Below are 11,934 nucleotides of genomic sequence, written 5' to 3'. Positions count from 1 at the left end.
AGAACATCATGATCTCCAGCCTTTTCGACGCGCCCGCGCGCGAGCCCAGCAAGATGGTCGGTTTTTCCGGCAATCTTATCGACAGGCGCTCGGAGCAGCGGAGCGATGATTCGACCGGCCGCGCGCTAGAAGACCCCGCCGCGCGGCTGATGCTCATCAAGGCCGGGCGCGTCTATCTCAAGGAGGGGCGCGACGGCTTCGATCCATGGTACCGCCCCTTCGCCGCCGCCTCGCTCGGCGCCGTCACCGATCAGGCGATCCTGCTCGGATGGGATGCGAGAGGCCCGGTACTCGCCGCACCCGCCGGACTGGGCCCCGAGGAACTGCCGGACGGCGTGAAGGCGATCGACTTCCGCTCGGTGAATGTCCAGGGGCTGCTCGCCGAGGACGATCTCGGCGCCGTGGCCCAGGCCGGTGCCCTGCTCGCCTGGCACAGCACCCACCGCTTCTGCGGCCGCTGCGGCCATGAGACGGTGATACGTGCCGGCGGCTACAAAAGGGTGTGCCTCAACTGCAAGGCCGAGCATTTCCCGCGCACCGACCCGGTCGCGATCATGCTGGCTGTTACGCAGGAATGCTGCCTGATGGGCCGCAGCCCCCATTTCCCGCCGGGTATGTATTCCTGCCTCGCCGGCTTCATCGAACCCGGCGAGACGATCGAGGACGCGGTGCGCCGCGAGACCTTCGAGGAGGCGGGCATAAGGCTCGGCCGCGTCGCCTATCACGCTAGCCAGCCCTGGCCCTTCCCCTATTCGCTGATGATCGGCTGCTTCGGCGAGGCGCTGAATGAGGAGATCGTCGCCGACAAGACCGAACTGGAGGACGTCCGCTGGTTCACGCGCGCCGAGGTCAACGAGATCATTGCCGGCCGATCGCCGGAAGGAATCAAGACCCCGCCCCGCTCGGCGATCGCGAACCTGCTGATCAGGACCTGGGCGGAGAACGCGTAACGGTCGTCGACCTTTCTTGCCACGCAAGGATTTTCCTGCGTGGCAAGACCACGCTTAGTCCGCCACCTTCCACTCCTCGCGCGAAGGGCTTCGCGGATAGACCCCCAGAATCCGCACCTCGCGCGAGAAGAACTTCAGCTCCTCCAGCGCGTTCTTCACGCCCGCATCTTCGGGATGGCCTTCGATGTCGGCGTAGAACAGCGTCGCCGTGAAGGCGCCCAGCTGGTAGCTTTCCAGCTTGGTGATGTTGACGCCGTTGGTCGCGAAGCCGCCCATCGCCTTGTAGAGGGCGGCCGGCACGTTGCGCACGCGGAACATGAACGTCGTCATCATCTGCGCGTCGGGCGTCGGGCGCTCCACCCATTCCTTGCTCTTCGTCAGCACGACGAAGCGGGTGACGTTGCTGGCGGCGTCCTCGACGTTCTCCTCGAGGATATCGAGCCCGTAGAGCTCGGCCGCCAGGCGCGGCGCGAGCGCCGCCATCGAGCGGTCCTTCACGTCGGCGATGAGGCGCGCCGCGCCCGCCGTGTCGCCGGCGATCACGCCCTTCCAGCCGTTCTTGCGGATGTATTTGCGGCACTGGCCGAGCGCATGGATGTGGCTGTGCACTGTCTTGATCTCCGAGCGCTGGACGCCCGGCAGGACCATGAGCTGGAAATGGATCGGCAGGAAATACTCGCCGACGATGTGCAGCTTCGATTCCGGCAGCAGGTGGTGGATGTCGGCGACGCGCCCCGCGATCGTGTTCTCGATCGGGATCATCGCCAGGTCCGCCTTGCCCGCCTCCACCGCGTTGAAGGCATCCTCGAAGGTGGCGCAGGGCAACGGCTCCATCGACGGAAACATCTCGCGAGACGCCGTGTCGGAATTCGCGCCTGGTTCCCCCTGGAAGGAGATACGGTTGGTCTTGGGCATGCGGTTCGTCCTGCTTATGCGAGCATCGCGCGGGCGCGATCGAGATCTTCCGGCGTGTCGACGCCGAGCGGCACCGCGTCCACGATGGCCGCATCGATGCGCATTCCGGCTTCGAGCGCCCGCAACTGCTCCAGTTTCTCGCGCCGTTCAAGCGCAGATTGCGGCAGGGCGACGAATCTCGCCAGCGCGGCGCGCCGGTAGGCGTAGATTCCGACGTGGTGGTAGAGCGGCCCATCGCCCCAGGGCGCGGTCGCCCGGGTGAAGTAGAGCGCATGCAGCCTGGCCGGCGAAAGCGGCGAGCCGACGATCTTCACCACGTTGGGATTGGTCTTTTCCTCCTCGCGAGAGATCTCCACGCCCAGCGTCGAGATGTCCACCGCGGGATCGGCAAGCGGGGCGAGGGCGGCCCGGATCGAGGCCGGATCGATGGTCGGCAGGTCGCCCTGCAGGTTGACGACCGTTTCGACCGCGCCGGCGGGATCGAGCGCGATCAGCGCCTCGAAGATGCGGTCGGAGCCGGACTGGTGGTCACTGCGGGTCATGGCGATCTCGAACCCCGCCCCGGCCACCACCTCCGCCACCTCGCGGGAATCGGTCGCCACCACCACACGCCCGAGCCCGCTCTCGGCGGCGCGGCGCGCGACATGCACGATCATCGGCGTGCCGTTGATGTCGGCAAGCGGCTTTCCGGGCAGGCGCGTCGCGGCCATGCGGGCAGGAATGAGGATCAGCGCGTTCATGGATCGGACCGGCAGGAAGTGGCAAAACGTCTCACGGGGGAAGGCCCTTATAGGTGTTGCGAACTTATCGCAAAAGACCTAGTTTCCGCCCGCTTTCACCGGCTCTCCAGCCGGCTGTTTGTTATTTGGGAAGAGGGCGGACGGCGAACGCTCCAGCCCGCACCGCGACGGGAGCACGGAGAGGCATGGACTCGTTCGAATTCAACAAGATCATCGGGGCGATCCTCGGCACCGTTTTCGTCGTCTTTTCGCTCAGCCTGATCTCGGATTCGCTGTTCGCGTCGCATGCACCCGAAAAGGCCGGCTTCGAGATCGCAGCGCTGGAGCCCGAGGCTGGTGCCGGTGGCGAAGCGTCCGGCCCGGCCGCGCCCGAGCCCGTCGGGCCGCTGCTGGCCAGCGCCGACGTGGGCGCCGGCGAGACGCTGTTCAAGCGTTGCGCGGCCTGCCACACTCCCGAGAAGGGCGGCGCCAACAAGATCGGCCCGAACCTCTGGGGCATCGTCGATCGTCCGGTCGCCTCGCATGAGGGCTATTCCTATTCCGCGGCGATGAAGGCCCATGCCGGTGAGCGGCCGAACTGGGACTATGAGCACCTCAGCGAGTTCCTGACCAACCCGAAGGCGCTGGTGAAGGGTACCGCGATGAACTTCCCCGGCATCAAGGCCGTGGGTGATCGCGCCAACATCATCGCCTACCTGCGCACCCTGGCCGACACGCCGGCGCCGCTTCCCGCCGCCGACGCCGTGCCAGCCCCGGCAGCCGGCGCGACGACCGAGCCCGCGACCGAAACGGCCAACCCCGCTCCCGCGGCGCCTGCCGCCCCCGCCGCACCGGCGCAGTAACGATATTTTCAGATCGAGATCACGAAAAAGCCGGGTTCAGCCCGGCTTTTTTGTTATCGTCCGTCTGTCGCCGCCAGGGAGAACGCGCCCGAATGAACCTGCTGAAAGCCGCAGCACTCGCCGTCACCGTCGTCTGGGCCATTCCGGGCCACGCCCAGGAATGGCGCACCTCGGATCGAATGGGCGAGCCGTCGCGATACGGCGACACGTTCAAGCACTACGATCACGTGAATCCGAACGCGCCGAAGGGTGGCACGCTGAATTCCGTCGCGGTCGGCACCTTCGACAGCTTCAACCCGTTCATCGCCATCGGCACCTCTGCGGCGGGGCTCAACTTCCAGGGCGGCCTGCTGTGGGACACGCTGATGGCAAAGTCCATCGACGAGCCGACGACGAACCATGCCTTTATCGCCGAGGCCTTCTCCTATCCGGACGACTTTTCGAGCGCGACCTATCGGCTGAACCCGAAAGCCAGATGGCATGACGGCCAGCCGATCACGGTCGACGACGTGATCTGGTCGTTCGACACCCTCAAGAAGATCAGCCCGGACTTCGTCAGCTATTTCGGCAATGTCAAACAGGCCGTGAAGGTGAGCGACCGGGAGGTGCGGTTCGAGTTTGACCAGGGCGGCAACCGCGAACTCCCGATGATCATGGGCGACCTGGTGGTCCTGCCGAAGCACTGGTGGGAGGGGACCAACGCCAAGGGCGAGAAGCGTGACATCACGCGGCCGACTCTGGAGGCGCCGCTCGGCTCCGGCGCCTACAGGATCGAGAGCTTCAAGCCTGGAACCGACATCACCTGGACGCGCGTCGAGGACTACTGGGCGAGCGACCTGCCGATCAACGTCGGCCGAAACAATTTCGATCGCCGGCGTTACCGCTACGTCCTCGACCAGACGGCGGAATGGCAGGCTTTCATCAAAGGCGGCTATGAGGATCTGCGCGCCGAGAACCAGCCGCCGCGCTGGATGACTGGATACGACTTTCCGGCGGCCAAGGCGAGGCAGGTGATCAAGAAGGAGTTCAAGGACGAATCCGGTGAACCGATGCAGGGTTACGTCATGAACATGCGCCGCGACCAGTTCAAGGACCGGCGCGTGCGCCAGGCGCTGACGCTGCTCTACGATTTCGAGACCTTCAACAAGACACGCACGTTCAACTTGAACAAGCGTACCAACAGCTACTTCGTCGGCCAGGAGCTGGCGTCCTCCGGCATACCCCAGGGTGAGGAACTCGCGATCCTCGAACCGTACAGGGACAAGCTGCCGCCGGAACTCTTCACGCAGGAATTCAAGCTGCCGGTCTTCGACACGCCGCAGTCGGAACGCGCCCACCTGCGCGAGGCCGTGAAGCTGTTCGCCGAGGCGGGGTGGGTGATCAAGGACGGCAAGCTGGTGAATGCCCAGACAGGCCAGCAGTTCCGGGCGGAACTGCTCATCGCCAACGACTATCAGGAATTCATCGGCATGCCGCTCATCACCAACATGCGCAAGCTCGGCATCGACGCGCCGGTCCGTATGGTGGACGTCAGCCAATATATCGCGCGGCAGAACACTTACGACTACGACATGCTGCTCGGGGTGATGCCGCAATCGCAATCGCCGGGCAACGAGCAGCGCACCTATTGGGGATCAAAGGATGCCGACAGGCCGGGTTCGCGCAACTACTCAGGCATCAAGGACCCCGTTGTCGACGCGCTGATCGAACGGGTGATCTTTGCCAAGAGCCGCGAAGACCAGGTCGTCGCCACCCATGCCCTCGATCGCGTGCTTTTGTGGGGCTACTATGTCGTTCCGCAATATCACCGGCCGGTCGTCTGGCTGGCCTACTGGGACAAGTTCGGCATACCGGAGCCGCAGCCGACAAAGGTCATCGGCCCGGACATCGAATCGTTCTGGATAGACCCCGAAAAGGAAAAGGCGCTGAACGCCAAGTTCGGGATTGCGAATTGATGGCGGCACTGTCGCGCCGGGAGTTCCTCGGGGCAGCGGGCGCGGCGGCGATCCTTCCGGCGCTTCCCTCAACGCTGTTCGCCACAACACCCACCGAGACGCCTCTTCACGGGCTCTCCGCCTTCGGCGACCTGAAATATGCCGCGGGCTTCGACCATTTCGACTATGCCAGCCCCGATGCGCCGCAGGGCGGGACGTTCAATTTCTCGCCGCCGAACTGGCTGTGGAACCAGAACCCGGACACATTCAATACGCTGAACACCTTCGTCCCGAACGGCGACGCGCCGCCGCGCATGGAGATGTGTTTCGATTCGCTGATGACGCGTTCGCTCGACGAGCCGGACGCGGTCTACGGGCTGACCGCCGAGACTGTGAGCATTTCGGCCGACCGCAACACGTTCGAGTTCAGCCTGCGGCCGCAGGCGCGCTTTCACGACGGTTCGCCTCTCACAGCCGAGGACGTCGCCTACACCTACAACCTCTTCAAGCAGAAGGCCCATCCCGGCCTGCGCCTGTCCCTCGGGCGCATGACGGAGGCGGTGGCGGTCGACCCCCGGACGTTTCGACTGACTTTCTCGGGCGAACAGTCCGATCGCACGATCCTGTCGGTCGTCGGCTATCCGATCGTCTCGAAGGCCTTCTTCGAGGCCAATCCGTTCGACGGGTCGCAGTTGAACCCGCCGCTCGGCTGCGGAGCCTACAAGGTCGGCACATTCCGCCCCGCCCAATTCATCGAATACGACCGCGTCGTGGACTACTGGGGCAAGGATCTTGGCGTCAACCGCGGCCTCGGCCACTTCGACCGCATCCGGCTCGAGTTCTATCGCGACCGCCAGGCTGCCTTCGAGGCCTTCAAGAAAGGCAACGTGCTCTACCGGCAGGAATTCACCTCCCGGACCTGGGCGACCGGCTACGATTTTCCCGCCATCACGCAAGGCAAGGTGATCAAGCGCGAGTTCCCGCGTGAACTGCAGCCTTCGCTGCAGGCCTGGGCGATCAACCAGCGGCGTGACCGCTTCAAGGACGCGCGCGTGCGCGAGGCGATCGGCCTGTGCTTCGATTTCGAATGGACGAAACGCAACCTTTTCTATGACGCCTATGAGCGTTCGCACTCCCTGTTCGAGAACTCGGAGTTCGTCGCGACGGGACTCCCCTCTCCCGAGGAACAGGCGCTGCTCGAACCCTTGCGCGGCAGGATTCCCGAGGAAACCTTCGGCGAGCCGGTCATGCAACCGATCACGGACGGAACGGGCCGCGACCGCAGGCTGCTGCGCCGGGGCATCGACCTTCTCGGTCAGGCCGGCTGGCGCAAGCCTGACGGATCCGCCTTCGTCGTCAACGAAAAGGGCGAGCGGCTGACACTCGAGATCCTCGTCAACGACGAGGTCTTCATCCGCATCGATTCCCCCTTCATCGAGAACATGAAGACCATCGGCATCGATGCCTCGATCCGGCTGGTGGATGCCGCACAGTATACGGTGCGGCAGTCCGATTTCGACTTCGACATGATCTCGATCGCGGCGTCGATGAGCGCCACCCCGACATATGACGACCTTGAGCAGTTCTTCCATTCTAGCGCCGCCGCAATGAAGGGAAGCCGCAACCTCCCCGGCACGGCCGATCCCGCCGTCGACGAATTGCTGACCGCCGTTTCGAAGGTGGCGGACCGTCCCGCCCTTGTTGCGGCGATCCGCGCGCTCGACCGGGTCTTGCGCGCGCGGCGAGACTGGATTCCAAATTGGCACGCGGCGAATCACCGGGCGGCCTACTGGGACATCTATGGATTCAGGGAGCCGAAGCCGGACTACGGCTTCCCGGTCGAAGCGCTGTGGTGGTTCGATGCGGAAAAGGCGAGGGCAATTGGCAAACTCTGACCGGACGACCGGCCAAACCTGCATGAAGGGCGTCTGATGGGCGCCTATATCGCCCGCCGCCTGCTCCTGATGATCCCGACCCTGTTTGGGATCATGGCCATTTCCTTCGTGCTCATCCAGTTCGCGCCCGGCGGGCCGGTCGAGCAGGTCATCGCGCGCATCAACGGCACCAGCGCCGGCTCGGACCGGCTGTCCGGCGGCGGCGGGGATGCCGGGGCGCAGAACGTCGAGAACTTCGGCGGGGAATCCTCCTCCAAATATCGCGGCGCCCAGGGGCTGGACCCCGAGTTCATCGCCGAACTCGAAAAGCAGTTCGGCTTCGACAAACCGCCTCTCGAACGCTTCGGCAAGATGGTGTGGGACTATGCGCGGTTCGATTTCGGTGAGAGCTTCTTCCGCGACATCCGCGTCGTCGACCTGATCCTCGAAAAGATGCCCGTGTCGATCTCGCTCGGCCTCTGGATCACGCTGATCTCCTACATCATCTCCATCCCGCTCGGGATCAGGAAGGCGGTGAAGGATGGCTCGGCCTTCGACATCTGGACCAGCGGCGTGGTCATCGTCGGCTACGCGATCCCCGGCTTCCTGTTCGCGATCCTGCTGATGATCCTGTTCGCCGGCGGCAATTCCTTCCCGATCGGCTTCACCTCTGGCGACCAGTTCTACGGCTTCCGGCTGGGCTGCGACTGCTTCCCGCTCCGGGGCCTCACCTCCGAGAACTGGGACCAGCTCTCGCTCTGGGGCAAGATCGTCGACTATTTCTGGCATCTGACGCTGCCGCTGACGGCGATGGTGCTCTCCGCCTTTGCCACGACGACGCTGCTCACCAAGAACTCGTTCCTCGAAGAGATCCGCAAGCAGTATGTCGTGACCGCGCGCGCCAAGGGGCTCACCGAGGGCCAGGTGCTCTACCGGCACGTCTTCCGCAACGCCATGCTGATCGTCATCGCCGGCTTCCCGGGCGCGTTCATCTCGGTGTTCTTCACCGGCTCGCTGCTGATTGAAAACATCTTCTCGCTCGACGGGCTCGGCCTCTTGTCGTTCCAGTCGATCCTCGACCGCGACTATCCGGTCGTCTTCGCCAGCCTCTACATCTTCGGCCTGATCGGCCTCGTCACGACGCTGATCTCCGACCTCACCTACACCTGGATCGATCCGCGCATCGACTTCGAGAGGCGCGACGTCTGATGACGGACATCGTCGAAAAGACCGAGGTCGAGACAGAACGCGCAGCCAGGCGACCGTGGCTCTCGCCGCTCAATCAGCGCCGCTGGCAGAACTTCAAAGCAAACCGGCGCGGCTACTGGTCGCTCTGGATCTTCCTCGTCCTGTTCGTCCTGTCGCTGTTCTCCGAATTCATTGCTAACGACAAGCCGGTGCTCGCTTTCTACAAAGGCGAGCTGCTGGTTCCCGTTCTGGTGGATTATCCGGAAGAGAAGTTCGGCGGCTTCTACGCCGTCACGGATTACCGCGATCCGGTGATTTCCGAAGAGATAGAGGCGAACGGCTGGCTGATCTGGCCGCCGATCCGCTACTCGTACCGCACCGTCAACAACGACATTCCCGAGGCCGCGCCCGCCAAGCCGTCCTGGATGTACGACAAGGAGTTCCGCTGCCAGCGCTACCCGCAAGGCGCGAACGATCCCAACTGCACGGTCGGCAACTGGAACTGGCTCGGGACAGACGACCAGACCCGCGACGTGCTGGCACGCGTCATCTACGGCTTCCGCATCTCGGTGCTGTTCGGGCTGGTGCTGACCGCGGCCTCGGCGGTCATCGGTGTCACCGCCGGCGCGGTGCAAGGCTATTTCGGCGGCTGGACCGACCTTTTGCTGCAGCGGGTCATCGAGATCTGGTCCTCGATCCCGGTGCTTTACCTGATCCTGATCATGTCGGCGGTGCTGCCGCCGGGCTTCTTCATCCTGCTCGGCATCATGCTTTTGTTCACCTGGGTCGGCTTCGTCGGTGTGGTCCGCGCCGAGTTCCTGCGCGCGCGCAACTTCGAATATGTCAACGCCGCACGGGCGCTCGGCGTGCCGGACCGGACGATCATGTATCGCCACCTCCTGCCCAACGCGATGGTGGCGACGCTGACCTTCCTGCCCTTCATCCTCAACGGCTCGATCTCGACGCTCACCTCGCTCGATTTCCTCGGCCTCGGCCTGCCGCCCGGCTCCGCCTCGCTCGGCGAACTGCTGAAGCAGGGCCAGCGCAACCTCTCCGCCCCCTGGCTCGGACTCACCGGCTTCTTCACCATCGCCATCATGCTGTCGCTGCTGATCTTCATCGGCGAAGCCGTGCGCGACGCCTTCGACCCGCGGAAGACGTTCCGATGAGAGCGGAAACATGGTAGAAATGATCCGACTTTCTACCATTGGAGCCAACTGATGGGCATCAACATCAAGAACGAGCGAGTTGAAGAGCTGGCGCGCAGACTAGCTATGCAGACCAACCAGAGCATTACCGGTGCGATCGAGCAGGCGCTTAACGGAGAGTTGCGTCGCCTCGAGATCCAAGACGATTACGCGACGCGCAAAGCACGTATCAGAGAGATCATCCGCCGTTCCGGGCCAACCCCGCCCGGGGTAACGAGTGACCATTCTGACTTCTACGACGAGTTCGGATTGTTCAAATGATCGTCGACGCGTCAGCCATCCTCGCGATCGTGCTTGAAGAACCGGACGGTGACGCGATGGAGGACATCCTGCTGAAAGCCGGACGCGGTCCCCATCTTATGTCCCCGATGAACTATCTCGAAGCCGCCGTGAGGCTCGATCGGCTGAAGGACAGCAAGAAGGGCGAGGAACTCGACAATCTCCTGTCGGACTTCGGAGTGAGCATCGTCGATATCGACGGCGCGCAAGCCATGATCGCCCGTGAAGCCTACAAGAAATTCGGCAAAGGCAACCACCGCGCCCAGCTCAACCTCGGCGACTGCTTCGCCTATGCCCTGTCCAAGGCGCGCGGCGAGCCGCTGCTGTTCAAGGGCGACGATTTCCGCCTGACCGATGTCGAGGCCGTGATTTGACCGCTCCACTCGTCTCCGTCCGCGATCTCTCCGTCGCCTTCTCGCAGGGCGGCGCGCAGACGCTTGCTGTCGACCACATCTCGTTCGACATCGCCAAGGGCGAGACCGTTGCGCTGGTCGGCGAGTCCGGCTCCGGCAAGTCGGTCACGGCGCTCTCGGTGCTGAAGCTGCTGGCCTATCCCGCCGCCAGCCACCCGTCCGGCCAGATCCTTTTCGAGGGCAACGACCTGCTGGCGAAGGGCGAGGCGGACCTGCGCAAGGTGCGTGGGCGCGACATCACCATGATCTTCCAGGAGCCGATGACCTCGCTCAACCCGCTGCACACGATCGAGCGGCAGGTCGGCGAGGTGCTGAAGGTGCACCAGGGCATGGGCGACGCGAAGGCGCGGGCGCGCACGCTGGAACTCCTCAACGAGGTCGGCATCCGCGAGCCGGAGAAGCGGCTCGGTGCCTATCCGCACCAGCTCTCCGGCGGCCAGCGCCAGCGCGTCATGATCGCGATGGCGCTCGCCAACGAGCCGAAGCTCTTGATCGCCGATGAGCCGACGACCGCGCTCGACGTGACGGTGCAGGCGCAGATCCTCGAGCTGCTGGCCAAGCTCAAGGCAGAGCGCGGCATGTCGATGCTGTTCATTACCCACGACCTCGGCATCGTGCGCAGGATCGCCGACCGCGTCTGCGTGATGACAAAGGGCAAGATCGTCGAGACCGGGCCGACGGCGGAGGTGTTCGCGCATCCCCAGCACGACTACACGCGCCATCTGCTGGCGGCGGAGCCGCGCGGCCTGCCTCCCGCCGCGGACGACACGAAACCCGAGGTGATGCGCGGCGAGCAGATCCGCGTCTGGTTCCCGATCAAGAAGGGCTTCTTCCGCAAGACGGTCGACAACGTGAAGGCGGTCGACGGCATCGACATCTCGGTGCGCGCCGGCCAGACCATCGGCATCGTCGGCGAGTCCGGCTCGGGCAAGACGACGCTCGGCCTGGCGCTGGCGCGGATGATCTCGTCGAAGGGCCGTATCGACTTCGGCGGCCGCGACATCAACACCTATTCCTTCAAACAGATGCGGCCGCTGAGGCGCGAATTGCAGATCGTCTTCCAGGACCCGTTCGGCTCGCTCAGCCCGCGCATGTCGGTGTCGGAGATCATCGAGGAAGGTCTCAAGATCCACGAGCCGGACCAGACACCCGGCCAGCGCGACAAGGCGGTGGTCGACGTGCTCAACGAGGTCGGCCTCAACCCGGAGACCCGCTTCCGCTATCCGCACGAATTCTCCGGCGGGCAGCGCCAGCGAATTGCAATCGCGCGCGCCATGGTCCTGAAGCCGAAATTCGTGATGCTGGACGAGCCGACCTCCGCGCTCGACATGAGCGTGCAGGCGCAGGTGGTGGACCTGCTGCGCTCGCTGCAGCAGAAATACGGCCTCGCCTACCTCTTCATCAGCCACGACCTGAAGGTGGTCCGCGCGCTTGCCAACGAGGTGATCGTCATGCGCAACGGCGTCGTGGTCGAGAAGGGACCGTCCGAGCGCATCTTCGCTGCACCCGAGACGGACTACACCAAGGCGCTGATCGCCGCGGCCTTCAACGTCGCGACCACAAGGCAGCACGCAGTCAACGAATAAGGTTA

Annotated in this window: 11 protein-coding genes; 9 read left to right on the top strand and 2 right to left on the bottom strand. The window is 64.3% G+C overall.

All coding sequences use genetic code 11. The features are described 5' to 3' along the window. The first annotated feature begins 8 nt into the window (after nt 1-8). The gene (gene nudC, locus B9Z03_RS07535) at nt 9-950 is read left to right on the top strand and encodes an NAD(+) diphosphatase (RefSeq protein WP_085463643.1); all 942 of its coding nucleotides are present in this window, start codon (nt 9-11) and stop codon (nt 948-950) included. A 54-nt stretch (nt 951-1,004) separates the two neighbouring features. On the opposite strand, the gene B9Z03_RS07530 is transcribed toward nudC, so the two are convergent. Together B9Z03_RS07530 and B9Z03_RS07525 are read right to left on the bottom strand one after the other, a co-directional pair. Next, a complete protein-coding gene (locus B9Z03_RS07530; RefSeq protein WP_085463642.1) occupies nt 1,005-1,865 on the bottom strand; it encodes a prephenate dehydratase in 861 nt (286 codons plus the stop codon). Between the two features lie 14 nt (nt 1,866-1,879). Further along, a complete protein-coding gene (locus B9Z03_RS07525) occupies nt 1,880-2,605 on the bottom strand; it encodes a 3-deoxy-manno-octulosonate cytidylyltransferase (protein ID WP_085463641.1) in 726 nt (241 codons plus the stop codon). A gap of 185 nt (nt 2,606-2,790) precedes the next feature. Here B9Z03_RS07525 and B9Z03_RS07520 point away from each other — a divergent pair, with 185 nt between their 5' ends. The 8 genes from B9Z03_RS07520 (at nt 2,791) to B9Z03_RS07485 (ending at nt 11,929) form a co-directional block, all read left to right on the top strand. After that, nucleotides 2,791-3,447 (top strand): c-type cytochrome, encoded by a 657-nt coding sequence (locus tag B9Z03_RS07520; RefSeq protein WP_085463640.1) that lies wholly within the window; start codon nt 2,791-2,793, stop codon nt 3,445-3,447. A 92-nt stretch (nt 3,448-3,539) separates the two neighbouring features. After that, the gene (locus tag B9Z03_RS07515; protein ID WP_085463639.1) at nt 3,540-5,402 is read left to right on the top strand and encodes an extracellular solute-binding protein; all 1,863 of its coding nucleotides are present in this window, start codon (nt 3,540-3,542) and stop codon (nt 5,400-5,402) included. Further along, nucleotides 5,402-7,276, top strand: coding sequence for an extracellular solute-binding protein (locus tag B9Z03_RS07510; RefSeq protein ID WP_085463638.1), 1,875 nt, complete (start codon nt 5,402-5,404; stop codon nt 7,274-7,276). Before B9Z03_RS07515 ends, B9Z03_RS07510 begins: the two co-directional genes overlap by 1 nt. Nucleotides 7,277-7,312: 36 nt before the next feature. Beyond that, complete coding sequence (locus B9Z03_RS07505; protein WP_085463637.1) at nt 7,313-8,464, top strand: microcin C ABC transporter permease YejB; 1,152 nt, start codon at nt 7,313-7,315, stop codon at nt 8,462-8,464. Continuing rightward, the gene (locus B9Z03_RS07500; protein ID WP_085463636.1) at nt 8,464-9,612 is read left to right on the top strand and encodes an ABC transporter permease; all 1,149 of its coding nucleotides are present in this window, start codon (nt 8,464-8,466) and stop codon (nt 9,610-9,612) included. The genes B9Z03_RS07505 and B9Z03_RS07500 overlap by 1 nt, the downstream gene beginning before the upstream one ends. Nucleotides 9,613-9,663: 51 nt before the next feature. After that, nucleotides 9,664-9,912 carry a type II toxin-antitoxin system VapB family antitoxin gene (locus B9Z03_RS07495; protein ID WP_085463635.1) on the top strand — a complete coding sequence of 83 codons (249 nt, stop codon included), beginning with the start codon at nt 9,664-9,666 and terminating at the stop codon, nt 9,910-9,912. After that, entirely contained in the window at nt 9,909-10,304 is a 396-nt protein-coding gene (locus B9Z03_RS07490; RefSeq protein ID WP_085463634.1) for a type II toxin-antitoxin system VapC family toxin, read from the top strand. The genes B9Z03_RS07495 and B9Z03_RS07490 overlap by 4 nt, the downstream gene beginning before the upstream one ends. Beyond that, the gene (locus B9Z03_RS07485; protein ID WP_085463633.1) at nt 10,301-11,929 is read left to right on the top strand and encodes an ABC transporter ATP-binding protein; all 1,629 of its coding nucleotides are present in this window, start codon (nt 10,301-10,303) and stop codon (nt 11,927-11,929) included. Before B9Z03_RS07490 ends, B9Z03_RS07485 begins: the two co-directional genes overlap by 4 nt. The last annotated feature ends 5 nt before the right edge of the window (nt 11,930-11,934 follow it).

Source organism: Mesorhizobium australicum, from assembly GCF_900177325.1.
GTDB lineage: Bacteria > Pseudomonadota > Alphaproteobacteria > Rhizobiales > Rhizobiaceae > Mesorhizobium_A > Mesorhizobium_A australicum_A.
Note: the sequence above shows the minus strand (reverse complement) of the source record. Positions and strands in the feature narration are given on the sequence as shown.

Bases quoted from the DNA above. Each gene is read 5' to 3' on its own strand.
- B9Z03_RS07490 (WP_085463634.1), top strand. From the start codon at position 9,909: ATGATCGTCGACGCGTCAGCCATCCTCGCGATCGTGCTTGAAGAACCG.
- B9Z03_RS07510 (WP_085463638.1), top strand. From the start codon at position 5,402: ATGGCGGCACTGTCGCGCCGGGAGTTCCTCGGGGCAGCGGGCGCGGCG.
- B9Z03_RS07495 (WP_085463635.1), top strand. From the start codon at position 9,664: ATGGGCATCAACATCAAGAACGAGCGAGTTGAAGAGCTGGCGCGCAGA.
- B9Z03_RS07520 (WP_085463640.1), top strand. From the start codon at position 2,791: ATGGACTCGTTCGAATTCAACAAGATCATCGGGGCGATCCTCGGCACC.
- nudC (WP_085463643.1), top strand. From the start codon at position 9: ATGATCTCCAGCCTTTTCGACGCGCCCGCGCGCGAGCCCAGCAAGATG.
- B9Z03_RS07515 (WP_085463639.1), top strand. From the start codon at position 3,540: ATGAACCTGCTGAAAGCCGCAGCACTCGCCGTCACCGTCGTCTGGGCC.
- B9Z03_RS07525 (WP_085463641.1), bottom strand. From the start codon at position 2,605: ATGAACGCGCTGATCCTCATTCCTGCCCGCATGGCCGCGACGCGCCTG.
- B9Z03_RS07530 (WP_085463642.1), bottom strand. From the start codon at position 1,865: ATGCCCAAGACCAACCGTATCTCCTTCCAGGGGGAACCAGGCGCGAAT.
- B9Z03_RS07505 (WP_085463637.1), top strand. From the start codon at position 7,313: ATGGGCGCCTATATCGCCCGCCGCCTGCTCCTGATGATCCCGACCCTG.
- B9Z03_RS07500 (WP_085463636.1), top strand. From the start codon at position 8,464: ATGACGGACATCGTCGAAAAGACCGAGGTCGAGACAGAACGCGCAGCC.